This is a genomic window from Pantoea sp. X-Soil-TKNS-1207 (genome assembly GCF_059730485.1).
Genome location: NZ_AP035960.1, coordinates 171,222 through 196,957, shown reverse-complemented (window position 1 = coordinate 196,957; position 25,736 = coordinate 171,222). Strand labels below are relative to the sequence as shown.

Below are 25,736 nucleotides of genomic sequence, written 5' to 3'. Positions count from 1 at the left end.
TGATTTTATCCGCGCTTCTGCGCCATCACGATCTCGCCTGTGGTCCAGACATCGCCACCGGCATACTTATATTCCACCAGCGGGAGACGACCAATGGTCTTCTCTCTAATTTCACTAAACCAGTGTGCAGGATCGACGCGAATCTTCATGCTCCTAACCGTGAAATCGGGGATCTTATTAAGATCGGAGAAATCGGTAACGCCCTCCAGCGGCTTGAGATAAGTCCGCCCTCTGTAGCGAATCTCATCGCTGCCCTCTTCCAGGTATTCACCAAAATTAGGTTCAGAATAAAAAATGACTCTGACACCACGCGGAATCTCTGCCCGTATCAGGTTAATACCGACATATCCCGGCCGATTCGGCGTTAAGATATGCGGATAATCACCCGGCGCAAGACGCATGGGAATGACGGAGCTTTTCTGCTGGATTTTGACATAGATATCATCAGGGCCGAATGGTGCGGTGGTGGATGTCATCACCGGACTAAACGCAGGTAAGGTTAATCCGGCATATCCGCCGCCATCAACGTAAGGAGACTTACGATACAGGTCATTCATAACCGACACATAATTATCGGCAATAAAAGTATTGACCATGGATAGTGCATCAGGGAGATTTTTATTAAATAATTTGTTGAAGCTTCTTACCATAACAGAATGCGCTTCACACATGTTTATCACCTGAGTATTCATCAGATGATATAAGCGCAGGCGCTCTCTGATCATATCATGCGTCCAGCGAATCCTGTCGTACTTATCGTAACCGGATAATGAGGTCGAGTTGCCATTTTGACAATAGTTTGTTGTACGCCATTGGAAGACTGGCGTACCAAAATCGGTCAGATAAATATCTTTTGGATGGTGAATATCAAAGAATGCAATATTCACCAGCTTCTCCAGATAGTTATATTGCCCCTGAAGGAATTCTTCCATCAGTTCAACGGTTTTACCGACGTCATCTCCGTCGTCAAAACATTGCAACCGGGAGTTGAGCGCCAGGAAATAAATGCTGTTAAAATCATTAACCAACGAGGCGGCTTCATAATAGCGGGTGAATTGCTCGTTATTGTAGAAATAATTCTTAATTTCCAGGCAACAGAAGATCAGGGCTTCCCACTGCTCCGGGCTGCCTAAACTCCATTTGGTTTGATCTTCAATACCGGAATTATTTTTCTTCACGGACTCCATGCGTAAGAGATAAGCATCAATCAGTGCAATAAATTTCTTCTGCATCTGAATAAACTCATACTCATCCAGCGCCGTTTTTATGCGCTTATCAATCTCTTCCCTTATCTCCTCCATCGTTATGCCACTCGGGAAGAGAAGGTCAAATATAATCAGGATAGCCGGCGCGACCGCCCCAAGCATGGTTTTCCCCAACACCTGACCCAGCAATGGTGTGAAGCTTTTTTCCAGGCGGTTTTTCAGTAGATCTGTGATTTGCTGAACAAGCAAAGCCTTTGACTCAGCAGGCATGAAGTAAAAAGGCGCGCTGCTATTCACGCCCGCAATGTTCATGACCTCATAAGAAGCTTCATTCACCAATGTTTGTGAAAACGCATATTTGGGCAGCAGACCGCCCGTAATCACACTACTAACGGCCGCCGCACCACTTCCGACGACCAATTTCCTTCTTGACGTATTTATATCTTTCATAACTTCCTAATCCACATCGACTTTTTACATACGGCCATAAAATGACATCTGGATTAACGTTATGATTATTTATATCTTGTAACAATTAGAAACATATCTATTCATCTGAGAAAACAGGAATGTCCCCATCAGATGACGCTATCTGCGCCCTTTGGTCACCGATGCAGACCAGTTAAAATCACTGACTTCACTGGCTGCCAGCGATTCTGGTTTTTTCCTGCGCACCGGTGTTTTCTTCGCTTTATCGGCCTTCGCTTTCTCTTTCGCCAGTTTCACCGACATAACCTGTTGTCTGGCTTCAGCCGTAAATTCTTTCTCTTTCTTCGCATCCGGCTCTTTCCCGGTTCGCTGCCGATGCTTCTGCACCAGGCTTTTGAAGATTTCCTCCACTTCGACCCTTTCGTCAGCGCTGAATTGATCGATGGAGATCATTTTTTTGTCGTTCATGGCATGTCGTCCTTTGGTGAATAGCTGGCAATCAGTGTACAACCTGTCCAGAGAGTTATGAGCATATTTCTCTCTTTTTTATCTGTACGGACCGGGGTGCGCCGGGGTGAAAACATGCAAACGCCTGCCATAGTCACGCCCCCAGTGATAACGAAATTTCGCTGGCATAAAATTATTGGTCATCTGTTGCAGTAGCTTGTCATCGTTTCCCATCACATCAATGGCGCGTTTCATTTTATTGGAGAGGATTGCGGTGCAACTGGAATATTTTCCTGTCACCTGTCCCTTAAGGATTCTTTTCCAGTCTGCTAAATTCTCTTTATCAGTTTGTGTTTTATACAGTTCAGGATCATTCTCTTCTGACATAACCAACAATAAGTATGCATGTATTCTTAAGCCTCCGGGAGATCGGGTTTCATCTCCTAACCCCTGGGCTGAAGTGATTTCGGAAAAGACCAGTGCTAATAACAGCGCGCAGCGGGCGGAGGTTTTTACGATATCATTCAGGGGCAGTTGATAGGTGCTCATACAGGCCTGACTAAAATTCATAACCAGTTTTTCGTAGGCTAAAGGCAACTTCTCTTCCTCATCTTCATTAGCTTTGTGCAACGCGTAAAAAAGGTTATTTAAAAATGTGTCGCTTTCATCATCTACCCATTTATCCAAATTATACAGCACTCCCTCTCGATAAAATTTACTCATCGATGCAATAAGATGACCAAGCATGACGTTATCTGTATTCACGATAGATTTTCTTACATACTCGCCAAATAGACTAATAAAAATCAACATAGGCCCGTGAATATTGACCAGTGACTTATTATGACCGATAACAGATTTAATCGTTTTTACCTCTTCATTATTTATAAAGAGCAGATCATCAATTTCATTTATTTTTTTCTGAGCGGCTTCCAGAGCTTTATGCAGCTGATTAAATCTTATAGCTAACGCCGAATTTTTAGTAACGCGCCTCCGGGTATTTTCATTGCTGACATTTGGTAGTGAAGCAATATATGCGGAGAATTCCCCATCGCGATAGAGCTTATTTATCGCGGTCTGCACATCGCTCAACTCGCTGCGCAATATTGCCGGATGTTTATCGGCTGGCAATGACCACGAATGTTGCTCCAGGAGCGCCATTTGCCGCACCAGACGGGGTAAAGTTTGTTTCTGAAAGGCGATAAGATAGTTATCGTTTTCAAGAAAGTGCTCAAAGGTAGCCGGGCTGGTATGGGGTAATGTAGAGTAACCCAGTAACTCTCTCATCCCATTTATGTCAGCCTTAAGACGTTCATTGAAAAATTCCAGCAGATTATGTTGTTCCAGATCCTCTTTCTCGAGGATAAACCGACATTGCTCATCGTTCAGCCCCACAACATAACCTTTACTGATGTTATTTTCTTGTTCTTTTTTATTCAGCAGCCGTCGTTGAAAGACATCCATAATGCCTTCATCTGCGGCTGGCAGTGCTGAATTTTCTGCTGTCTGTGCAGGTAGCAAATCTTCAAAGCAGGGATAGTTTCTATCTAACACCACGTAATGTCTTTTTTTACCGATAAGCAGATAAAAATCCGCTTCCTCAATATCACACAGCATCTCAGCAAACTTCATTCTGATGTCAGGCGACACCTTTGAACACCAGAATTGACGGAACTCTTTAATCTTGCTTTCAATATCGATATTAGCGTCTGTTTCACAAATTCTGTCCAGATGGAAAAGCAGATAAGCAACCACGCCAGAATATTTGGCAAAATAGAGAATATGACTGTCCAGACTACTGATCTCTTTTTTAATGACATTTAGAAACGCCAGGCAGGTAAACGCTGAAGTTTCAGGTAATACGATGCTATTGCCTGACTCAGCGCGCGTTACCGCATCCCTCAGCCATGCAGTGATAAAATTATAATAACGGTCCTGAGGTTCGGATCCTGTCTGGTAATCCAGCGTTGCCACGCAGGCGACGATAGCGAGGCTCAGATAATGAAGCCTATCGGCAATCAGTGGATTGCTATTATCGGCGTTTCTCAGGAATCTGATATCCGGTAATATTGAATAAAGAATTTTTAAACCATTGCTTCGGTTCTGTTCCGGATTGCTATGGCAAATCGATCTGAGGGTAGCCGCTATCCCCTGCCCGCTATAAAGTTGATTTTCCAGCGAGATGCGCAGAAAAGTTCTGGCATGAAAACTTCCGCGTTCTAAAAAATTAAGTTCTTCAATATTAATATTCCCATCGGGAGAGCGGCAGTCGGTTATGCTGGCCGTAACCATCTGTCCCCAGTGAGGGAGTGTCGCACGCGACAGATCGCAATCAGCAATATTCAGCAGCTGCAACGAAGCCTTACTCATATCACAATGGCTAAGATTACTCTTCGTGATACTGCCTATATTAAAAACGGCAGATATGAATCGACTATGTGAAAAATCCGCTTCGGTGAAGCTAACGCCGATAAAATGGGCGCTGCGCAGCAGACAGTAAGTGATATTGGGTCGATCGAAAGCAGAATCTTTAAACAGCGCGCCTTCAAGATCACAACCTGACAGGTTGATTTCATTCGCCTGACATTCGATAAACCAGCAACACTTCATGATACATTGGAAGAATGACGTTGAGATCAATGTTGTATGGCAAAATTGGCTTTCAGTAAAATCTATACCGGAGAGATCAAGCGCGGCAGGAAAAGCAAAACCTGAAAGGTCGCTATTCTTCCATAAAAAACATTTCAGGACATCCGTACTGATGCCATTGTCGATAATAAATTGCAAAACCTCCCCTGGCGGCGTATTCATCTGCAACTGACAAAGTTGATCATAATTACCGAATGGGTTGTCTTGCTGGATTTTTTCCTGGCAGAGATTGATCAATCGCTCACGTAGTACGGTGTCGTTGTTACTGCGCAAAAATATTATGAAGTTGATAAAATTGTCACGTAACTCATAATGTGCCTGTGACCAACCTTCCTTCGCCATCCTCATTAATGAACAAAAGGTTTCAGTAGCAATTTCTTCAATATGAAAGATGCCATTTTCATCGTTCTCGTTAACGGTGGGTAAGAAGCAATTGGCGGCGACAATATTGCTGAGTGCCTTGTGAATTTTTGCAGTCATGTTGGGATTAAAAACATTAAGCGCAAGCTCAAAAATCCTGCGATTGACGCCTGCAATAATATTATTCACATCCTCTTCACTATGGATATTTTGCTGGGTAATCGCATCGCAAGCAATATTATCTACCATTATCACCCTCCACAAATAAAACAGAAAGAAGCAAAGCAGGCCGGATGCGGTTATCCGGCATCCGACGCTGGTTTTATTAACTCACTTTATTGCTATTTAGTCGGATCGTTTATCATGCCGATAAGATCCACTTTATCTCCGCTACAATAAAACATGCCAAAAGGTTTACTCAGGATACGACTGCGCACCATACCTAATGCGCTGTGAGTGTGCCTGTAACCTGTCATTACTGTCCCCTCTTCATCAACGTTCAGTTTTGTTACCTCATCGCATCTCTGATTAATCAGCACGCGTGGTCCAAGATCATGGAGGTCCTCACGAATATGGCCATCATTTCTGATCACTGTCGCAATTTTTGGCATAAAAAGCTCAAGTTCGTTTATATCTTGTTGTATCTGATCTTTGAGTATTTTATTGATTACGGTGTTTATTTTATTTATGGCCTCATCATTCATACTTTTATTCAGGTTGCTGACAAAGATGACTTTCGATTCCGGGGCGCCTTCTTCTGATTTTACCGGGATAGAGAAAATCCTGATCTCTTTGTCCAGTCCGGACCCGGAGATATTATAATCAGTGATATCTAATTTTTTACTCATAAATGGACACTGAATCTTTGTGTTATCCGCCAGGGTGAAATTGGGTTCGGTTGGTGGTGGCAGCGTGGTAAATTTATTCACCCACTCACCGGCATAGCGGCTTATCAGCAAAGAACAGGGAATAAAATCCAGTTTTTCGGGTTTGGGCAGTGTTGGGTCCGCTTGATCCAAAAGACGATGAATCTCATCCAGGCCTTCACAGGCATCTTTTACTTTTATAACGCCGATTTTTTCATCATTAACATTGCGTTCCGCATCCTGTGCTCCCGGCTGATAAAGCCCCAGCTCGGCAAGTAATCTTAAATTATTCCTGTCTTCTGACGGATTTTTGCTTAATGTTAAGTTCTGCGCTGCCAGTAAGGAGCCTAATTCTGCATTGTCTGAGACTGGAACGCCTGCGCCTTTGAGAATGCCTGAAAATTCCGCCAGATCTTTCTCCAGCGGCAAGAGGTCAGAGTCCCCTCGTTCTGCCAGATAAAGATGGTTGTTCCTCATTTTTATATCAATTTCTCTTTTCGTGTCCTGACTGATCGGCTGACAGTTGTTGGACATAACTAAATATGATCGGCTTATTAACTTGTCATTTGTCTTTTCTTCGCAGTTCCTGCGTATCAGATCAACAAATGCACCATTGGTAAAACCGGTGAGTTTCCAGTTGGTTTTTATCAGCGTTACAAACCTATTGTAGCTTTCGGTACTCCACGTTTTTAAGAAGTTTGCTTTCAATGAAAACACATCATAAATATTCTTAGGCGTAATGACCTGATTATTGGTGGAACCCGCATGACCTAAAACATAGGTCGCATCCACATTCATATGCGTCGTCACGACGGCCCGCTCGACATCGGGCGGGATGACAGGCAATGCTATTTTGGCTCTTTTCGCATCGAATACTTGCTCAACTACAGAGGATGATGCTGTTGAACCGGAAGCGCGAGGTAACGTGGCCGGATTGGCGGGCGTATTGCTGGAAGTGATGGGTCCCAATGATTCGGAATTATAGGGTGTAGTGTCAGATTGCAGTGTTGCGGTATTTTTAGCAGCAGGATTTATTCCATCCATAAATATTCACTCCTTTGAGAGATTGACGTTAGCTGTTTTACGATTACAAATATCGGAAAAACAGAAATTCCCAACGAAACGGTTAATTACCGGACGCGTTACTTTAATCACTTATGGAAACCGAAGAGTAGCAGAAATCACCATTACCAGAATGCCTTCTGGTTAACAGAAAATTAAAATCATAAAATTATCAGAGCGGCTGGAGGGAAATATGTGCATGAACGTCCATGTTCATTGAATTTTCATAACATCGTTAAGCAACCACATAAAACAGGCACCGCAATTAACAAAATCAGCTGGCGAGGCTATTTAATGGCACTGTTAACTCTGTTTTTCATCAACCGTATCATCCACGGAGGCCTCTTCCGCCGATGCGTCCGGATAAACCATCGTGGCCTGAATCGCTTCCTCCTCCAGCACCGGGTTCAGTGCCGCACCAATCGGTGAGGTCGCCAGGCTGTCCGGCATCACCACATGAGGCAACGGCACTTCGGTGGTGGGCACCGGCAACATCTTAACCGGACGATTCATCACGGCGATCAGCAATGCGCACAGGGTGAAAAACAGATAGAGCACATGGCCGCCAAACGGCTGCATCAGCGCCCCCACGACCAGCGGCCCGATGCTGGCGCCGATACCAAACGCCATCAGCAGACAGGCCGTCAGAGACACACGCCGCTCCGACATCACCTGATCGTTCGCCAGCGCCACCTGTAGCGGATACAGCCCGAACTGCATCATGCTGACGAAAAACGCGATGCCCAGCAGCAGCTGAAACGGCAGCCTCCAGGGTAAACCCAGCGTCAGCGCCGACACGCCATACAGCAGCGCGATAAAAAAGAGCAATCGCTGGCGATCGAAACGATCCGACAGCCAGCTCAGTGGAAACTGCGCGACCAGCCCGGCGAAAATGCTCAGGCTCATAAACAGCCCGGTCTGTTCCGTGCTGAAGCCCTGACGACTGGCATAGACCGGCGCCAGCCCGTAAAACGCACCGATAGCCATGCCGCTCACCACCGTCGTCGCCAGCAGGCGCGGGATGGTGCGAATAAAATAGCCCAGCTCCATCGGCGCGGGTGACATTGGCCGGGCGTTGGTGCGGGTGGTCAGCGCGATCGGTACCAGACAAAGCGCAAAACAGAGCGCAACAATCAGCAGGGTGCTGATGCCAAAACCGTTTTGCATCGCGAGGATCACCTGGCCGCCGCTCAGGCCCAGATAGGTTGCCACCATATACAGACCAAAAATCAGTCCGCGCTGTGAGGATTCCGCCTGATCGTTCAGCCAGCTCTCCAGCACCATATACTGACACATCATGCACAGCCCAATGACCAGACGCAGAAAGATCCATAACAGGATCTGATCGGTCAGTCCGTGGGCAATCACTGAGGCGGTAATGATGCCGGCGCAGGCGACATAGCCACGGATATGACCGACGCGGGCGATCAGGTTATGTCCGACTTTGCCGCCAATCACCAGTCCGACATAGTTCGCCGCCGTGATGGCGCCGATCAATGTGCCGCTTACCTGTTCATGCGCCAGACGCAGGGAAACATAGGTGGTGAGCAGCCCGGCGCCGAGCAGCATCAGCAGCGTGGTGGCGTACAGGGGTAAAAAGGTGTTAAGAACTTTTCGCATGTAACTCCATGTATTGCAGGAAAAACAGAACGTGGTCATCGTAAGAATAGACATTTTCCTCAAACTTTTGTCTATTATGCCGATATCAGTTCAAGGAGAGACCGTTGCGGGTCTGTCCCGCTTTGCTTTCGAAAACACCAGGCAGGTTAAGACAATACTCTCCCGGCCTGCACACCCAAGTGTGCAGAGAGACACATTCCGAAGTGTACCGCAGGGAAAATGATGCAGGTCCCGGTTGGGTTCCTGCTCGCACTTAATTTAACAAGTGAACGATAACCTCCTGGGGTGTCTTATGTTTGGTGTGAACAAATCAGGCCTTTCTCTGCATTTTTCTAAAGATGGCGGGGTCGCGAAGGACATTAATGCGATCAAACAGCATGTGGCATGGATTGAGTTTTTGCCCGATGGGGAAATCCTCAGCGCCAATCAACAGTTTCTTGAGGTTACCGGCTACAGCCTGAGCGAGATTCAGGGCAAACATCACCGGATATTTTGCAGCCCGGCTTACAGCCAGTCAGCCAGCTACAGCGCCTTCTGGCAGACACTCGCCGCTGGCGAGTCGGTGAACGGCATTTTTGAACGTTTCAACAAACAGCATCAGCGGTTCTATCTCAGCGCCACTTACTTTCCGGTCAGCGATGATAAAGGCCGGGTGTATAAGGTGATTAAGGTGGCAACCGACATCACCGAACGCCATCAGGAACTGGAGCACAAAGAGGCGGTGATCACCGCGCTGGACCTCTCGATGGCGGTGATTGAATTCACGCCCGACGGCCACATTCTCAACGCCAACAACAATTTCCTTACCCATATGGGTTATGAGCTGTCGACGATCGTCGGCCAGCATCATCGCATCTTCTGCTATGACAGCTTTTATCGCGAGAAACCGGATTTCTGGAAGAAAATCGCCAGTGGCCAGCATTTTGTTGGTCGCTTTGAACGCAAAACGGCCAGCGGCGAACGTATCTGGCTCGAAGCCAGCTACAACCCGGTGTATAACGCCGACGGCAAAGTCTACAAGGTGATAAAGATCGCCTCGGATATCACCGCCCGTGTGGAAGCCGCCAAACGGGTGGCGGATATCGCGGTCACTACCTCGGAACAAACTTCGCAAATCACTCATAACGCCAACGAAGTGCTGGATGAGACCGTGCGTAACTCCGGGCTGGTCGCGTTACAGGTCAACGCCGCGACCGAGATTGGCGCCCAGCTGAATGCTTCGGCGAAAAGCATCGGCGAAGTGGTGGAAACCATCAACGTCATTGCCTCGCAGACGAATATTCTGGCCCTCAATGCTGCCATCGAAGCCGCCAGGGCCGGGGAAGCCGGACGCGGATTTACCGTGGTGGCAGGCGAAGTGCGTCGGCTGGCGGCCTCCACCTCAACCGCCACCAAAAAGATCAGCGAGGTGGTGGAAGAGAATGCGCGTCTGATTCAGCAGATGTATATGCAGCTCGATGAGGTGAAGCAATTTGTGGTCACTGAGCAGGATAAAATCAGCGATCTGTCGCGCAGTTTGCGGGAAATAAATAAAGGCGTGCATGAATTCGTCAACGTCATCCATCGACTGGATGTGTGATCACCATCACCGGGAGCCGTCTGGCTCCCATAATTGATGGCATGGCCCGATCACTACCTCGTTCGGGCGGGATAAGTTTTTTATATGGGTAGAACCGCTAAAACAATCCTACTTTAGAAATATGACCTTATTTCGCTCATAAAGAATGGATGCCTTATGTTTTCAATAGCCACATTTCCTCATCCGCCGCACCTTCCCCTGATCCCCTCCTCTGCGCCCTCTCAGCATAGCAATGTGGCCAGCCGATGTGCCTTTGTGACCAACAGTGTGGACACCCTCCATTCAGGCTCGCCGGTTAACAGACCCTACCTCCGGCAGATCCCCGTACCGGCACCGGCGAAAGTCGCCGCATCAAAACCCGTGATGCTGAAGGTGTCCGATCTGCCCGCGAAGGAAAACCGTCGTCTGACGTTGAGCAAAGATTTCACCGCCATTGATATGGGAGACGTTAGCGTTCAGCAGGCTCAGACGAAAGATTTTACCGCGATAGAGATGCCGGAGATCGCCGCTGATCGGATGCCGAACCACCCGGCACAAACCCTGGCCAATATTCGCACCGTGTTTTTACGCAATCTCATCTCGGTCGGCTTGCCGAGCGCCGCGCGCGAGCTGGTCAGACGCGGCCTGTTTCCTTACCTGGTTGCAGCGGCACCCGCGGCTGTCACCGCCGCCGGCGCCACCATCGGTCTGTTTCCTGTCGTCCTACAGGCCGCGGGGCTCGCCAGCGATATTTATCAGGGAAGGCAAACGACGCAGAGTTGCCGCGCCCGGCTGGGAAATATCACGCTGGCGGCTGGCGCGATGGCCGGACTGGCGTGCAGCGGTGGCCTGGCCGCCGCTGCGCCTGCCTTAATTTCCGCAATCTGCATTTATGTCCCGATGCGCGATATCTGCCAGTATTTCCTGCCGTTAAGCGATAACGCCACCGCAGGTGTCGCCCTGCCAGCGGTAGCGAGTGCCGCAGGCGCCTATGCAGTCAATCAGACCCTGCTCAATCTGGGGGTGTCGCAGCTGGCTGAGGTGTTATCACCCTTAGGTCCGTTAGCGGCCGATGTTATCGCCGGGACCAGCCTGAATATCGTGGGTGAAACTGTCGATCATATGACCTGGCGCCAGTTACATGCGTATTTTACCGACGCAGAATCGCTGCGCATTGCATGTCACCCGCGCTCCGGCGATGAAATAAGCTGGCAAAGCGTTGGCGACCTGATAACCATTCCCCTCGCCTGTCGTTCAGCGTTATTCACCGCCGTCTATGCGAATACCTTCGCCATCCAGGGCGGGCCTCTTCTGGAGAATACGACCACCGCGGCTACCCTGGCGCTGGCTTATCCTATGTTTATTTACACCGGAGAGCATAAGCCATTGCCTGCGCCAACCGAAAGCAAGGCGTGATAACGCATGGCAGGTTCCCGCCATAAATAGCCGTTCGAGTGAGTTTATGGCGGAATGGCGTCAAGCCTCGCCCCGGAAATAAAATAGCGGCAATGGCGACTTTCGTTGCGACGCATGGAACTCACTGATTTTTTCCGGCAGCAGGGTCAGATTAATCCAGTGAAAAATAGTGGCTTATTTTTAATAACTATTGGGCAGGCTGACCCGGTTAAGTTTGCGATAAACATAACGGTTCAACCGCAGCCTTTATTCCGTTCGTGTCGCAGCTCACATTTTTAACATAGCGCCAGCCAGAGTGGTGTACGGATGTTGTTCAGTTATGTGCGCGGGTTTACTGTGTAAAACCATTCAGTAAATTATAATTCAGGATGTCTGTCATGCGACACACTACGTTCAACCTCAGGAAATCATTTTTTGAGTCGACACCCCGCGACCTTGTCACCCTGGATGGATGCCGCGCCGAACTGTTCACCTACGAATCCGGCATTGAAGCAGTCAGGCTGACAAACCGACGCGGATATCTCATCGTCCTGCCCTATTACGGTCAGATGATTTGGCAGGCGAAGTTTGATGGCGTTGACCTCACCATGCAAAATCACTTCAGCGCCCCCCGCCAGGCCAGCGATATTGTCGGTACTTACGGCTGCTTTATGTACCACTCCGGATTGCTGCGCAATGGCAACCCCGGACCGCAGGACAACCACGCCTTACATGGCGAAATGCCGCTGGCGCCCATGGATAGCGCATATATAGAAACGGGCAGCGATGAGCAAGGTTCCTGGATGGCCATCGTCAGTGAACGCGAATATCTGATGGGATTCGGCGATCACTATCGTGCCCGGCCACGGGTGATCATGCGCCCGGATCAAGCCACGTTCGAAGTCTGCATGGACATCACCAATCTCTCTGCTGATGCGATGGACCTGATGTATATGTGCCATGCCAACTTTGCCTTTGTCGAAGGGGGCCACATCATTCAGCCCACCAGCTTCAGCAGCGATGACATGGTGATACGCCCCTCGGTGCCCGCCATCGTTAAGGTTAATGATGAGTATCTCGCTCGCCTTGAAAAAATGAAGCAGAACCCCGCGGCAACTGAGACGATTAGCGCGGAGCTTGAGTGCGACCCTGAGCTGGTTTTCTATCTGAAAAACCTGAAAAAAGCGGAGGACGGACAGGTGCATGTCATGCTGCGCAGACCTGAAGGCGATGCCTTTAGCGTCAGCTACGATCCGGCGAATTTTTCACATCTTATACGCTGGATTCTTGCTAACAATATGCAGAAAGTCTGCGCCTTCGCCATGCCTGCCACCTGTGGCGTTGAGGGCCATTATGCAGAAAATCTGGCCGGCAACGTGCGTTCTCTGCAAGGCGGTGAAAGCGCCCACTTTAGCGTGACGCTGGGCTACCGCAACGCTGAGGAAAGCGCGCGTGAAGAGTCCATCATTCGCACATCCAGCTTGCCTGTTTAGTGAAAAACGCCGGGTTATGTGTGACCTCTATCAAATAAGCGATCTTTGTTGTTACGCACCAATTTACTTTACACAACTTCACAGTAAAGTCGGTGTGACTCCATGACAATTTATGCGGTTTGTTCAGGGGAGAGGTAGGTCAGTTTAATCAGCATTAATCCGACTTTATTAAATATTAAATAGATACCGATTACCCGCGTTCCCTGGCAATAGACGGCTGAAATATTGTTATGCCCCGGCTTAACAACGTTCTCCCTTTTTATTGACCATGCGAACAATGTACCCATATTAATGATAATTCAGGGGCATCAAATGAATCGCCGCAACATTATTAAATTAATGAGCATTTCCGCTTTAATTTCTGCCACGGTGGGTTTCAGCTTTCCTGCGCTGGCGCAGGCATCTGAGACCAAAACAATGGTGACTGTGGTTAAAGAAGCGGGCGTACCCTGGTTCAATATCCTCAACAAAGGGCTGAAAGAAGGAGGCGAGAAATATAATCTTCAGACCTCAATGGTTGGTCCAACCCGCGCCGACCCGGCCCAGCAGGTCAAATTAATTGAAGATCTGATCGCCAAGAAAGTGGATGTTATCGGCCTCGTTCCGCTCGATACCAAGGTAACGGCGCAGGTCGTCAAACGCGCGCGTGAAGCCGGTATCATGGTGATCACCCAGGAAGGCCCAAATCAGCCCGATAAAACCTGGGATGTGGAGCTGATGAGCGCAAAAGATTATGGCGAAGCGCAAATGAAATCGCTGGCGCGTGAAATGGGTGAACAGGGGGAATATGTGGTTCTGGTCGGTACCCTGACCACCACCGGACATAACCAATGGGCGGATGCCGCCATCGCCTATCAGAAAGCGCATTACCCGAAAATGAAACTGGCTGCGGACCGCTTTCCGGGTGCAGACTTTATCGATGAATCGGAACGTGTTACCCAGGATATCCTGAAGGCTTATCCGAATGTGACCGGCATCATGTCGATGGGATCCAATGGGCCTATCGGGGCCGGCAACGTTCTTAAAAAACGCCATCTTGAGAAAAAGATTGCGCTGGTTGGCACCACCATCCCTTCTCAGGCGCGCGCTTACATTATGTCAGGCGTGATCCGTGAAGGTTTCCTCTGGAGTCCTGAGGAAGCCGGTCTGGCCATGACGGCCGTTGCACGCCTGGCGCTGGATAACACCAAATTTGAAACCGGTATGACGATCCCCGGTCTCGGCAAGGCCACGGTTGATAACGAGAATCATGTGGTGATGGTTAACCGTATTCTGTCTATCAATAAATCCAACATCGCCGATCTCATCAAACTCGGACTCTAAACCGTTAATTGTTTATCAGGTCACTGGCTCAACCCTGCGGGGCTGGGCCAGCTTACCCGTACCCTCTCTATAAAGGGATCGTGCTATGCCAGCTTTTATGCAACTTGACGGAATATCAAAAACCTTCGGTGGGGTGCACGCACTTTCTGATGTCAGCCTGACCCTCGAAGCGGGTGAAGTGCATTGCCTGTGCGGGCAGAATGGTTGCGGTAAATCAACGCTCATCAAGGTTATGTCGGGCGTTCACCAGCCAGAAGCCGGGGGTCGCATCACCATCAATGGAAATTCCGTCTCCCCTCTTACGCCGTTAGAGAGTACCCGCCTTGGCGTCCAGGTGATTTATCAGGATCTGTCACTCTTTCCCAACCTCACCGTCGCCGAGAATATTGCCGTCGGCTTGCATGTGGGGGGATTTAAACCCGTTAACTGGAAAAAAGTGAATCAGGTTGCCGCTGAAGCCGTGCAGCGTATCGGCGTGTCGCTCCGACTGAGCGACAAGGTCGCGGATATCTCCATCGCGCAGCGCCAGCTGGTCGCCATCTGTCGTGCCATGGCCGCCAATGCCCGCCTTGTTATTATGGATGAGCCGACCTCATCCCTGACCCGTCATGAGGTGAACGCCCTGCTGAAGCTGACAATGCAGCTGAAACAGAGCGGCATCACCATCGTTTTTGTCAGTCACCGTCTGGATGAAGTGCTGGAAATTGCCGATCGCGTCACGGTAATGCGCGATGGCATGAAACTGGGCACCTGGGATGCCAGGGAGATGTCAGACCGCAAACTGGCAACGCTGATGACCGGCAAAGAGTTCCATTACGAATCGGTGGCGAAAGAGCGCCCTGAAACGGAAACGGTGCTGGAGACGCGGCATTTGTCGCGCCACGGAGAATATCAGGACATTAGCCTGGATGTGCGTCGCGGCGAAATTCTTGGTTTAACCGGATTGTTAGGCTCAGGCCGAACGGAGCTGGCGCTCAGCCTGTTTGGGCTGACACGGCCAGACAAGGGGGAGATCTTTCTGCATGGCCAACCGGTCAACATGCGCTCAAATCGCGATGCTATTCGCCACGGCATCGCTTATCTGTCCGAAGACCGGCTGGCGCTGGGTCTGGTGCTGGAACAGTCGATCAGTGCCAACATCACCTTATCCGTCGTCGAAAAGTTGGTGAACAAAGCGGGTCTGATTCGGCACGATCTGTATGAAGCCACCGTTGACGAGGCGATCAAAGAGCTGACCATCAAAGCAGGCAACCCGGAAAACAAGGTCAAGACGTTGTCGGGAGGCAATCAGCAGCGCGTCGTTCTCGCGAAATGGCTGGCGACCAAGCCCAGGCTGCTGATCCTTGATAGCCCCACGGTCGGCGTCGATATCCATGCGAAAGACGGTATCTACGCCATCATTCGTAAACTCGCCGCCAGCGGCATTGCCATCATCATGATCTCGGACGAAATCCCTGAGATCTACTACCACAGCGATCGCGTGCTGGTTATGCGCGGCGGCAGGCTGAATGGCGAATATTTCCCCGGACAGTGCTCGGAAGACGAGTTGAAGGAGGCGGTAAATGCGTGATGCAATCCAGCGTTTTGTGCACACCCATGAGTGTCGACTGTTGATCGTAATGACGGTAATGGTCCTGTTTCTCTCCTTCAGCACGGCCGAGTTTGCTACGTTACAAAACTTACTCGACGTCATGGGATCTACCGCCTTCACCGGCATCCTGGCGGCGGGATTATTAGTGGTCATTATTACCGGCGGCATCGATCTGTCATTTGCCGCCACCGCGTCAATCACCCAGTTTGCCGCGCTCACCGTGGCGAATAACGCGGGTATTGGCTGGCCCGGCGTGTTCGCCATCGCCATTGGCCTCGGGGTTATCCTGGGCTTTATCAATGGCCTGCTGGTCAACTCGCTGAGAACCTCAGCGCTGATCATTACCATTGCAACGCTCAACGTCTTCTTTGGCATCCTGCTCACTGTTACCGGTGGCTCGGACATTTTCATGCTGCCGGACTGGTTTAACGCCGGGTTTGAAATGGTGTTCCATACCGACGCGCAGGGGAATGATTACGCGCTTAATTTCCAGATTATCGCGCTGGTGCTGGCTTTCGTGCTGACCTGGCTGTTACTGAACCGAAGCAATACCGGCCGTCAGATCTACGCGATGGGCGGCAATCCGGATGCAGCGCAACGGGTGGGATTCAACGTTTACCGGCTCAATATGCTGGTTTATGGCTATATGGGGGCCTTAGCGGGCGTTGCCTCGCTGGTGCAGGCACAGCTGGCGCAGTCGGTATCGCCGACCGCGCTGGTGGGGCGTGAACTGGATGTCGTTGCGGCGGTGGTGATTGGCGGTGCGAGCCTGATGGGCGGCTCCGGCACCGTGCTGGGAACTGTGCTGGGTGTGGCGCTGATCGCCATTATGCAAAATGGTTTGATTTTGCTCGGGATCTCCTCGTACTGGTCACTGTTCAGTACGGGTCTGGTGATCATCGCGGCCATGATCATGATGGCCAGAGAAACCAGGAAGCAAAATAAACTCGTTGATGAGGGAGCCGTATCATGAAGCACGTCGAAAAAACGCTGATGGGGACGATTGAAACCCGTCTGGGCGCGAATAATGTCCGTCTGTTGATCATTCTGATCCTCATGGTTATCGGCCTTGCCATGCTGGAAGGGAATAAACTGTTCGCCGCAGCCGGACTCAGATCGATGGGCTTCCAGCTCCCGGAGCTGGGCTTTCTTGCTCTCGCCATGATGATACCGATGTTATCTGGCGGGATTGATCTCTCGATTATCGCGACGGCGAATTTGTGCGCCCTGATGGTAGCCTGGTTACTGACGGCCTTTATCCCGGAAACGCACGGTCTTTCATGGGGGCTATTACAAATTGGCGCGGTCGCTCTCGGGCTGATACTGGCGGCGCTGGTGGGTCTGATTAATGGCGTGCTGGTTGCTTACCTGCGTGTGCCGCCGATGCTGGCGACCTTAGGGACCATGACCACCGTCAAAGGGCTTGCCATTGGTTTAAGCCACGGCGATGTCATTTCGGGTTTTCCGGCGCCGGTGGTGTTTATTGGCAACGGCACCGTTTTTGGTATCCCCTTCGCGATTATTATCTTTGCGCTGGCCGTTATTCCGCTGACAATTTTCGTGAATAAAACCCCGCTGGGCACCTCGATTGCGATGCTGGGTTCAAACGAACGCGCCACCCATTACTCAGGCATCAACACCCGTAAAAGTCTGCTGTGGGTCTATCTTATTTCCGGGTTATTTTCAGGTATCGCGGGGATAATCATGATGGCCCGGTTTGATTCGGCAAATGCGGCATACGGTGAAAGCTACCTGCTGGTGGCGATCCTCGCTGCGGTGCTGGGAGGCGTCGACCCGCTTGGCGGCTTCGGCAGAGTCAGCGGCGTGATACTGTCGCTGCTGATTTTACAGCTGATTTCAACCGCGTCGATCCTGCTTGATCTCAGCCAGTTCATCACCCTCGCGCTATGGGGCGGCATACTGATCGTTGCCTCCGGCGGGGTCGTACTGAAAGATTGGCTCAATGAGCACACGAAACACAGGAACAAAAACGGCAAGCGGATTTTTAAAACCTGACCCCGGCGGCGTGTCCGTGTTAATCCTGAGCCAGATGGCGCGAGAGAAAACCTGGAACACGCGCCTGTAGCATGATAAATTTATTAAAAACAGCCAGTTAACTTATTGATAAGGGATCTCATGGTTAATCGTGCAGATGACATAAGCGCCATTGGCCCCAGATTGCGCATGATGGTTCCTACGCTGACCTCTCTGGAAGCGAAATTAGTTAACGCTGTTCTCTCCAGTGATTTTGATGAAAATGTGCCGCTGAAAGAGATCGCCACCCTGTGTGAGATGTCTGAGGCGATGGTCGTCAAAACCGCGAAGAAGCTGGGTTTTTCCGGCTTTAAAGAGCTGCGTACCAGGGCAGCCGAATACAATCGGCTGCCCATTACGGAGATGCATAAAGAGCTATCTCCGACAGATACGACACGAGAAATTGTCACCAAAGTCTTTCGGACCTCGGTTCAGGCGCTGGAAGAAACCCTGTCCATTCTCGACATGAACGCCTTTGAAAAAGCCGCGGAGCTGCTGGCTAACGCAACGCAACGCGACTTTTATGGCTTTGGCGGCTCGGCGCAGATAGCACGGGATGCCGTGCATAAATTCCTGCGCATTGGCGCGCGGGCCACCGCCTATGACGATCCCCACATGATGCTGATGTCGGCATCTTTGCTGGGCGATAAAGACGTTGTGCTGGCGGTTTCCCATTCCGGGCAAACCAAAGACATTCTGGAAGCCGTAAAAGCCGCGCAGAAAAATAATGTGCCGGTGATTGCCATTACCAATTCGATTGGCACCCCGCTCGCTAACCTCGCCGATACCGTTATCTGTTCCACGGCACAGGGTTCGCCGCTGACCGGAGAAAATGCCGCCGCGCGTGTCGCGCAGCTGAATATTTTAGATGCCCTGTTCGTGCTGGTTGCCCAGCGCAATTATGCCCACGCCGAACAACAGCTGAGCAGAACCATGCTGGCGGTGGCCCACAAAAGAAAATAACACCGCATCGCTGACATCAGTGGTGCAGCTTCGCCCAATACACCCCCTGCCAGGGAATATTGAGAAACTGTTCAAAAATGGTTTTCATCGTCGCGTCAGGATTGATATCCGCAAAATCCTGCGGGTAAAAGGTCTTCGCGAAGAATTCAATGGCCACCAGATGCAGCGGGCTGATATAGAAGTTGTGCCACAAACTCCAGGCATGCTCTTCTTTTACCGAACGTAACCTGGATAATAACGGTTCAGCCAGCAGCAGCCGGTTTAGCGAGGCTTCGGCCTGGGCGCGATTGATCTGCGGCCCAAGCTGAATACCGCGATTGTCATCCATGCCGGAGGTGCCCGTCGTGATATAGATATCCGGATCGGCGCTAAGAACCGCTTCCGGGTTCATCAGCCCGTAAACGCCTTTAATAACCGGCGTCGCGATATTTTCTCCGCCGCTGAACGCCATCAGATCGGCCAGGCTGCCGCGCGCGACGGTCACACAGCACTCCGCCTTTTTCCCCAGATGCAGCTGCATCATGACCCTGGGTTTGCGCTGCTTCAGCTGATTTACCCGCTCCGCAATCGTCTGCAAATGGTGTTGATAGAAGGCAATAAAGCGCGCCGTTTTGGCTGGACTATTAAAAACGTCACCCAGTATTTTCAGGCTCGGCACGGTATTTTTCAGTTGATCCACGCGAAAGTCGACGTAGAGATAGGGGATACCCGCCAGATCCAGCTGCCTTTCCAGCGCCGATTTACCCGGTTGCTGGCGCGCGTAACGCGGCAGGATCGCCAGATCCGGCTTCAGCGCCAGAATGGTTTCCACGTTGGATTGCGCAAAACTGATCGCCCCCGTCGTCGGCACGTTATTCAGCGCCGGATGGGCGGCGGTAAAAGCCGCCCAGCTCTGCGCATCGTAGTACTTCATATCACCAGGCCAGCCAGCGATACGCGATGAAGGGTCGCCGTCATAGACCAGCGCCAGGCTGAACAGCAGGCGACTCTCACCGAGAAAAACGTGCTGCGGATGATCAGGCACCTCAACTTTTCTGCCGAAAATATCCGTTATCTCTCTGGCCTGTGCCGACGTAACGGTGAACAGCAGCGACAAAAGCGCCAGCGTCAGGTATTTCACTATCGTGTTGGTCATAAGTTATCAATTCAGCTGAAAATGCCAACGGCAGGAGAGAATGTCTCCTGCCGTTGCGCCATTAAAATTCCAATGAGGTTGAAAGAACGAAGGTACGCGGCATACCGACAGCCAGCTGACCACTGCCCGCGGCACTCCAGTAACGTTTATCCGTCACGTTATTAACGGTGGCGCGGAAAGTGGCATTGGTATTGGCAATGCGGGTTTTATAGCTGGCGCCGAGGTTGTAAACGGTATAGCTGCCAACATAAGCCTGATTGCTGCTGTTTACCGGGCGTTTGCCAAGATAGGTCGCCCCCGCATTAACCGCCACGCCTGGCAGGAAATCAAGTTTTTGATTGATGAAGAAATTAGCGGCTTTCTGCGGCGTGTTTTCAGGCGCTTTACCCACCAGCGAGCTGGTGGTTGAACTCGTCACCTTAGCATTGAGCAGCATCAGTGACGTTGTCACCGACGTATTGTCGGTCAGATCGCCCTGTAATGAAAATTCGCCGCCGCGATAGCGGGCTTCGCCATTGATGGCGTAAATGTCGTCATCCCCGGTACTGGCAGAAGGCTGCGTCAATTCGAAATAGGCGGCCGAAGCATATAACTCGCCGAACAACCGCGTGCGCACGCCAACTTCTTTTTGCTTACTCACAACGGCTTTGAGCGAATCCCCGGCGTTGGCCGCCGTTGACGGCGCGGTGCCTGCCGATTCCAGCCCTTCAACATAGCTGCCATAAAGGCTGATATTGGGGGTGACTTTATAGACAAGGCTCACAGCTGGCGTCAGTGCTTTGACTTTCTCGCTGTCGGCATTGAGCTGTTTGCTGGTATAACGGCCCCAGCGCAGCGCGCCGGTAAGCTGCCAGTTTTCATTCAGGGTAATCCAGTCCTGCACGAACAGACCGCCATCACGCACGGTTTGCTCGCTGAAGCTGCGATCGCGCAGCGTATTTTTCGACCCGGTTGGCGATCGCACCAGTGAGGTAATCGTCACCGGATCGTACATATTCTGCGCGGCAGAATACATGCGGGTATCAAAGCTGGGCTGGTACAGACGGTTCTGGCTTCCCCCCACCAGCAACTGATGCTCGATGGAGCCGGTGCTGAAGTTACCTTTCACTTCGGCTCTGACGTTCTGGTTAAGATAGTCCTGTCCGGGTTGGTCGGCGCCGTATACGGTGCCCGCACCGCTGCTGGCGTTATAATTATCAAATACCCACAGCCAGCGGTCTCGCCTGGTACGCGACTGCCCCAGCGTCATCTTCCCTGACCAGTCATAGTTGAAGGCGTATTCCGCCTGAAGCAGATGCGTTTCCGCTTCGGATTTCGTCGCTTTGCCATTCATGGACAGCAGCTTTTTGGGATCCGGGATGCTGGGCATACTAATCACACCTTTGACGGCGGTGGGCGTAGCAATCGCAGCCTGTTCGGTAATCCGCGCTTTCACTTTCTCAAAATCATATTTGAGCAACAGTTTGTCAGTGACCTGCCAGTCCAGCGCCGCGCTGAAGAAACGTTTATTGCCGTGATCGCCTTCAATGGGCAGGTGAATATTATTCGACATGGCGTTAATGCGTACGCCGAAGTTTTTCTCTTCACCAAATCTGTCGGCAAGATCGACGTGTGCCAGCGATGAGCCGCTATCATCGGTTGAAAACGTGACTGTCCTGACGGGAGTATTTCCGGCACGTTTGGTCACCATATTGACGATCCCGCCCGGTGACACAAAGCCATAATAAAGCGCGGATGCCCCTTTCAGCACTTCAAAACGTTCTTTGTCTTCCATGGGGATCGGCAGGTTATTATCGAATGGCAGCACGCCATTAAACATATAACTTGCGCGGTTATCGAGGTTAATGCCGCGAATTGATAGCTGATCATACGCCACGCCACTCTGCTGCTGCCGCACCACACCAGCCACATTGCGCAACGCGTCATACAGCCCCTGCCCCTGCTGCTCCTCAATAATCTGATGAGGCACCACGCTGACCGAATTGGGCACATCGAGCATATCGCGCCCCTGGAAAATACCCACATCGGCATAGGTTGGCGCGTAACCGCTGGATGACGTCTTCCCATTGTCTGTTGCCGTAACTTCGAGCGTATTTTCCTTTTTCGTCACCGGCGATGGCCGGGTATTCTGCGCAACCGTGTCGTCTGACTGCGTATTATTTTCAGCATGTCCCTGCGCGACAAATAAAACGAACGGCAAGCCTGTCATAGCCAAAACCAGGCTTTTCTTTTTGGTGCGGTAAAAGTTCATTAAATCCCCAGAGATGATGGCGCAATTTTCACAGTGTTCTTTGATTATGTTTTTCGACTTTTCGTCGGCCTGGCCGGTGGCACAGCAGTACACATCAGTAATGCGTGGCGATTACTGACCAGGACGTTGATAGGAATGATTATCATTCAAACATGAAGCTCTGTAGTAGTAAACAACTCAGCCGGAGCGGGGAAAAATGCAGCAGTAAAAATGAATTCGGCCTGCTTTTATGCGAATTCTATCATACTGATTAATATGAATTTATTTAACACGCAGAAAGGCTGTGGACATAAAAAACGCGCAAAAATTCATGGGCTGTAGTTACCCCTGAATTTGACTACTACAGTGTTCTACTACATGATGATTTTCAACAACATAATGCGAATAGAAATCATTACGCATGGCGTTGAATGTACTCTCGCTGGTTCCGGATGTTGTTTATCGTTAGCCGGTCAGAGGAACGCTTTTCACTCCTTGAGAAATCAATCAGGCAAATGAGTCCACATACTTTTACGCCCTCCCTGGCACCACCCGATGAGACCGCGCTGAAACTGGCGTCCTGTGCCCATAGCGGCGATCTGGCAGCCGATTTAATTGCGGCCTTTCGCCAGCTAAGCAGCCATAGCAATGCATCATCCGTTGCCGTTGGCGAACCTGCGGTGTTTGCGTTTCTGATGACGGGTCAGGCGTCTCTGGCGCTGCTGGAACGCGAAATCACGCCCTTCGAGAGCGTGCCCTACCGTAAGCTGATCAACAGCCAGCCGTTTGCCGTGAAAATCGCTGTATGCCTGCCCGCGACAGCCAGCAGTGCTACGCCTGCCGTGTATGTTCATCGGTCAAATCCCCTGTCGCACCTCACCCTGACGCAGCTCAGCCAGATTTTTACCCATGGCAATCCGCAGGGGGATTACTCCAGCTGGGGGCAGGTTGATCAGGCCTCGCCGTTACAGAACGCCACGCTTTATCCCCTGCGCTTGCCCGATACCGCGCCGCTGAGCGTTTATCTCAGCCAGCATCATTTTGACCAGCGATTAGCGGGATGGACCGGCGAGTATGTGGCCGATAGCGATGCGGTGATCGCCCGGCTGGCGAACATGCCGGGTGGCATTGGCATCGCCGAATCGGGTCGCGAGAATGCGTCTGTGCGTGCCCTGCCCCTGTCGGATGGCAGCGGACAACTCTCCTCCGCCAGCCAGCAAGCGGTGTGCAGCGGCGCCTATCCTTTGACGCGTTATTTGCAGTTGTATCTGCCGAAGGATCCGCACGGCAGGCTCAGTGACGGCCTGACTGAATTTGCAGCGTTTACCCTTTCCCCCGCCGGGCAGAAAATTATCGCGTCCCACCCGCGCTATGCCCCGTTATCAGACGAATTAGCGAAATCTCAATCACAACGGATGGCACACTGATCATGACTAAAACGATGACTACGCTGCCCATCATTGGCAATGATGGCATGGTTTCGCTGGTGACCCCCTGGTGCGATCACTTCCAGGCCAGCCATCCTCAGATTCGCTTTGCCTGCACCCTGGAAGGCTCGTCGACCGCCATTATGGCGCTGGCCGCCAACGCAAGCTGGGTTGCGCCTATCTCGCGCGCACCCTGGCAGTATGAACTGGAGGCCTTTACCCAGGTGAAAGGCTACCTGCCAACGGCAATTCATGTGGGCTACACCGGTCATGGGCCACGCGCAGCAGCGAAAAGTCCGCCCGCGCTCTACATTCATCAGCGCAATCCGCTACAGGGACTTTCCATGCAGCAGGTTCAGGCCATTTTCGCACGCGGAAACCGCGCAGGAGAGATTCGCCTGTGGTCGCAGCTGGGTCTGGCGGGAGAGTTCAGCAATCGCCGTATCCACATCTATGGGCTGCGCGATGATGGTAAGTACGCCACGGCATTCCGGGATCTCCATCTGGCGGGACGCCCTTATCCGCCCCACTATGAACCCTTACCCGACCGCCAATCCGTGCTGGCGGCCGTGGCAAACGATCCCTTTGGGATGGGTTCGGTCGGCTGGTTTAACGCTGCGGCATACCAGGCGGAGACTAAAATCGTGGCTTTAGCGCAGGATAATTCATCAGACTACGTTCTGCCGACTGTGGAGAACGTCCGTAACGGCCTGTATCCTTTATCCAGCTATGTTTCGTTGTATGTTGATCTGCCACCCGGCAGTAAACTTGATCCGCTGCTGAAGGAGTGGCTTAGTTTCACGCTTTCTCCCGCAGGCCAGGCGACGATCAGCGCGCAAACTCACAGCGCTGAAGGCTATATTCCGCTCGCAGAACCGATGCTTGAAAGCCAGAGAGCGCGTTTAGCGCTGCTATAAAATTCATTACGACTGACGTTGGAACTCCCGTGAAAAACTCCCGCCCTGCGGCAAAACGTAAATATCAGGATATTGTTACCGAACGCTTTGAGGCGCGGCGGGATCATCTCACACCACAACAACTTATCGTCGCTGAGTATATTTGCTATCACCGCGCTGCCCTGATGGAGAAAACCGCGATGGAGATAGCCCAACTCACTGACACCTCCGATGCCACGGTGATTCGGACCATACAGGCACTGGGCTTCAGCGGATTGCGCGATCTCAAAAACGCGCTCAGCCGCATCTTAGGTAAAACCCTCAGTACCTCTGCCCGCATCGCCTCCACGGTGCATGAGCTTTCGCCAGATACCAATGCCAGCCTTGAGTTTGTGGTTGAGAGCTATCGCATGACCTGTGACCTGCTGTGTGAAGAGGAGAATCGTGCGTCCATTACCCATGCGACCGGTTTACTGGACGGTGCCGAGCGTATCGCAATCTTTGGCATTGGTGCCTCCGCCCTGCTGGCAGAATATGTCAGCCGTTTATTCAACCGATACGGCAAACCGGCTTATGTGATGAACAGAACCGGCTCGGCCCTGAGCGAACAGCTGGTACATATGCGAGCCGGTGATGTGCTGATTATGATGGCGCAGCGCAGCCCTCACCGTGAGGGCACCACCGTGCTGGAGGAGGCGCGTCGCTTTGGTATCCATGTGATACTGCTGACCGGTTCCCGCAATACGCTGTTTTCACACTACGCCGACTGCACCATCTTCATTCCGCGCAGCGCAGCGGAAGAGAGAATTCCGGTACACGGTACGCCGATGATCTGCCTTGAAGTTTTAGTGTTAGCGCTGGCAGCCATCAATCCTGCGGTGCCGATTAAAACGGTAAACCGGCTTCATGAACTGAACACCGCCATCAATCGCCCGCGAAAAAAGCGCCAGGACGCGGATTAATACTCACCGCTGCACCGCAGGCTAACGTCATCCTCCCGGTCAAAAACGGGAGATGACAAATTTGTCATTTTTCTCCTCCCCTTTTTGTTCC

General features: G+C 51.3%; 18 protein-coding genes. 11 read left to right on the top strand and 7 right to left on the bottom strand.

Annotated elements, in window-relative coordinates:
- Positions 1-5 precede the first annotated feature (5 nt).
- The 5 genes from AC6I8V_RS24260 to AC6I8V_RS24240 all read right to left on the bottom strand — a co-directional run bounded on the left by AC6I8V_RS24260 (position 6) and on the right by AC6I8V_RS24240 (position 8,638).
- Positions 6-1,655 (bottom strand): hypothetical protein, encoded by a 1,650-nt coding sequence (locus AC6I8V_RS24260; RefSeq protein WP_497846950.1) that lies wholly within the window; start codon positions 1,653-1,655, stop codon positions 6-8.
- Positions 1,656-1,793: 138 nt separating this feature from the next.
- Positions 1,794-2,102 (bottom strand): hypothetical protein, encoded by a 309-nt coding sequence (locus AC6I8V_RS24255; RefSeq protein WP_497846949.1) that lies wholly within the window; start codon positions 2,100-2,102, stop codon positions 1,794-1,796.
- A gap of 78 nt (positions 2,103-2,180) precedes the next feature.
- The gene (locus tag AC6I8V_RS24250; protein ID WP_497846948.1) at positions 2,181-5,339 is read right to left on the bottom strand and encodes a pentapeptide repeat-containing protein; all 3,159 of its coding nucleotides are present in this window, start codon (positions 5,337-5,339) and stop codon (positions 2,181-2,183) included.
- A 92-nt stretch (positions 5,340-5,431) separates the two neighbouring features.
- The gene (locus tag AC6I8V_RS24245; RefSeq protein ID WP_497846947.1) at positions 5,432-7,000 is read right to left on the bottom strand and encodes a serpin family protein; all 1,569 of its coding nucleotides are present in this window, start codon (positions 6,998-7,000) and stop codon (positions 5,432-5,434) included.
- Between the two features lie 321 nt (positions 7,001-7,321).
- Positions 7,322-8,638: an MFS transporter gene (locus AC6I8V_RS24240; protein WP_497846946.1), complete on the bottom strand. Its 1,317-nt coding sequence runs from the start codon at positions 8,636-8,638 to the stop codon at positions 7,322-7,324.
- A gap of 292 nt (positions 8,639-8,930) precedes the next feature.
- Here AC6I8V_RS24240 and AC6I8V_RS24235 point away from each other — a divergent pair, with 292 nt between their 5' ends.
- From AC6I8V_RS24235 to AC6I8V_RS24200, 8 genes are all read left to right on the top strand, one after another.
- The gene (locus tag AC6I8V_RS24235) at positions 8,931-10,217 is read left to right on the top strand and encodes a methyl-accepting chemotaxis protein (RefSeq protein ID WP_497846945.1); all 1,287 of its coding nucleotides are present in this window, start codon (positions 8,931-8,933) and stop codon (positions 10,215-10,217) included.
- Positions 10,218-10,472: 255 nt separating this feature from the next.
- Positions 10,473-11,612 (top strand): hypothetical protein, encoded by a 1,140-nt coding sequence (locus AC6I8V_RS24230; RefSeq protein ID WP_497846944.1) that lies wholly within the window; start codon positions 10,473-10,475, stop codon positions 11,610-11,612.
- A 377-nt stretch (positions 11,613-11,989) separates the two neighbouring features.
- On the top strand, positions 11,990-13,084 hold the full coding sequence (locus AC6I8V_RS24225; RefSeq protein WP_497846943.1) for an aldose 1-epimerase family protein: 1,095 nt from the start codon (positions 11,990-11,992) through the stop codon (positions 13,082-13,084).
- A 312-nt stretch (positions 13,085-13,396) separates the two neighbouring features.
- Positions 13,397-14,407, top strand: a complete 1,011-nt coding sequence (locus tag AC6I8V_RS24220) for a substrate-binding domain-containing protein (RefSeq protein ID WP_497846942.1) — start codon at positions 13,397-13,399, stop codon at positions 14,405-14,407.
- Between the two features lie 85 nt (positions 14,408-14,492).
- Positions 14,493-15,977: a sugar ABC transporter ATP-binding protein gene (locus tag AC6I8V_RS24215; RefSeq protein WP_497846941.1), complete on the top strand. Its 1,485-nt coding sequence runs from the start codon at positions 14,493-14,495 to the stop codon at positions 15,975-15,977.
- Positions 15,970-16,971 (top strand): ABC transporter permease, encoded by a 1,002-nt coding sequence (locus tag AC6I8V_RS24210; protein WP_497846940.1) that lies wholly within the window; start codon positions 15,970-15,972, stop codon positions 16,969-16,971. The genes AC6I8V_RS24215 and AC6I8V_RS24210 overlap by 8 nt, the downstream gene beginning before the upstream one ends.
- Positions 16,968-18,014 (top strand): ABC transporter permease, encoded by a 1,047-nt coding sequence (locus tag AC6I8V_RS24205; RefSeq protein WP_497846939.1) that lies wholly within the window; start codon positions 16,968-16,970, stop codon positions 18,012-18,014. The genes AC6I8V_RS24210 and AC6I8V_RS24205 overlap by 4 nt, the downstream gene beginning before the upstream one ends.
- A gap of 120 nt (positions 18,015-18,134) precedes the next feature.
- Complete coding sequence (locus tag AC6I8V_RS24200; protein ID WP_497846938.1) at positions 18,135-18,995, top strand: MurR/RpiR family transcriptional regulator; 861 nt, start codon at positions 18,135-18,137, stop codon at positions 18,993-18,995.
- A 16-nt stretch (positions 18,996-19,011) separates the two neighbouring features.
- Here AC6I8V_RS24200 and AC6I8V_RS24195 read toward each other — a convergent pair whose 3' ends face one another.
- Both AC6I8V_RS24195 and AC6I8V_RS24190 read right to left on the bottom strand, forming a co-directional pair.
- Positions 19,012-20,130, bottom strand: a complete 1,119-nt coding sequence (locus AC6I8V_RS24195; RefSeq protein ID WP_497846937.1) for an ABC transporter substrate-binding protein — start codon at positions 20,128-20,130, stop codon at positions 19,012-19,014.
- Between the two features lie 61 nt (positions 20,131-20,191).
- Positions 20,192-22,339 (bottom strand): TonB-dependent siderophore receptor, encoded by a 2,148-nt coding sequence (locus tag AC6I8V_RS24190; RefSeq protein ID WP_497846936.1) that lies wholly within the window; start codon positions 22,337-22,339, stop codon positions 20,192-20,194.
- Between the two features lie 536 nt (positions 22,340-22,875).
- Here AC6I8V_RS24190 and AC6I8V_RS24185 point away from each other — a divergent pair.
- The 3 genes from AC6I8V_RS24185 to AC6I8V_RS24175 are packed head-to-tail and all read left to right on the top strand — an operon-like array spanning position 22,876 to position 25,645.
- Positions 22,876-23,787 (top strand): PstS family phosphate ABC transporter substrate-binding protein, encoded by a 912-nt coding sequence (locus AC6I8V_RS24185; protein WP_497846935.1) that lies wholly within the window; start codon positions 22,876-22,878, stop codon positions 23,785-23,787.
- A 2-nt stretch (positions 23,788-23,789) separates the two neighbouring features.
- On the top strand, positions 23,790-24,704 hold the full coding sequence (locus AC6I8V_RS24180; protein WP_497846934.1) for a PstS family phosphate ABC transporter substrate-binding protein: 915 nt from the start codon (positions 23,790-23,792) through the stop codon (positions 24,702-24,704).
- Between the two features lie 29 nt (positions 24,705-24,733).
- Complete coding sequence (locus AC6I8V_RS24175; RefSeq protein ID WP_497846933.1) at positions 24,734-25,645, top strand: MurR/RpiR family transcriptional regulator; 912 nt, start codon at positions 24,734-24,736, stop codon at positions 25,643-25,645.
- Positions 25,646-25,736 lie beyond the last annotated feature (91 nt).

Excerpts from the sequence above, each read along its gene's own strand:
- AC6I8V_RS24260 (WP_497846950.1), bottom strand. The coding sequence starts at position 1,655 with ATGAAAGATATAAATACGTCAAGAAGGAAATTGGTCGTCGGAAGTGGT.
- AC6I8V_RS24255 (WP_497846949.1), bottom strand. The coding sequence starts at position 2,102 with ATGAACGACAAAAAAATGATCTCCATCGATCAATTCAGCGCTGACGAA.
- AC6I8V_RS24250 (WP_497846948.1), bottom strand. The coding sequence starts at position 5,339 with ATGGTAGATAATATTGCTTGCGATGCGATTACCCAGCAAAATATCCAT.
- AC6I8V_RS24245 (WP_497846947.1), bottom strand. The coding sequence starts at position 7,000 with ATGGATGGAATAAATCCTGCTGCTAAAAATACCGCAACACTGCAATCT.
- AC6I8V_RS24240 (WP_497846946.1), bottom strand. The coding sequence starts at position 8,638 with ATGCGAAAAGTTCTTAACACCTTTTTACCCCTGTACGCCACCACGCTG.
- AC6I8V_RS24235 (WP_497846945.1), top strand. The coding sequence starts at position 8,931 with ATGTTTGGTGTGAACAAATCAGGCCTTTCTCTGCATTTTTCTAAAGAT.
- AC6I8V_RS24225 (WP_497846943.1), top strand. The coding sequence starts at position 11,990 with ATGCGACACACTACGTTCAACCTCAGGAAATCATTTTTTGAGTCGACA.
- AC6I8V_RS24220 (WP_497846942.1), top strand. The coding sequence starts at position 13,397 with ATGAATCGCCGCAACATTATTAAATTAATGAGCATTTCCGCTTTAATT.
- AC6I8V_RS24215 (WP_497846941.1), top strand. The coding sequence starts at position 14,493 with ATGCCAGCTTTTATGCAACTTGACGGAATATCAAAAACCTTCGGTGGG.
- AC6I8V_RS24210 (WP_497846940.1), top strand. The coding sequence starts at position 15,970 with ATGCGTGATGCAATCCAGCGTTTTGTGCACACCCATGAGTGTCGACTG.
- AC6I8V_RS24205 (WP_497846939.1), top strand. The coding sequence starts at position 16,968 with ATGAAGCACGTCGAAAAAACGCTGATGGGGACGATTGAAACCCGTCTG.
- AC6I8V_RS24200 (WP_497846938.1), top strand. The coding sequence starts at position 18,135 with ATGGTTAATCGTGCAGATGACATAAGCGCCATTGGCCCCAGATTGCGC.
- AC6I8V_RS24195 (WP_497846937.1), bottom strand. The coding sequence starts at position 20,130 with ATGACCAACACGATAGTGAAATACCTGACGCTGGCGCTTTTGTCGCTG.
- AC6I8V_RS24190 (WP_497846936.1), bottom strand. The coding sequence starts at position 22,339 with ATGACAGGCTTGCCGTTCGTTTTATTTGTCGCGCAGGGACATGCTGAA.
- AC6I8V_RS24185 (WP_497846935.1), top strand. The coding sequence starts at position 22,876 with ATGAGTCCACATACTTTTACGCCCTCCCTGGCACCACCCGATGAGACC.
- AC6I8V_RS24180 (WP_497846934.1), top strand. The coding sequence starts at position 23,790 with ATGACTAAAACGATGACTACGCTGCCCATCATTGGCAATGATGGCATG.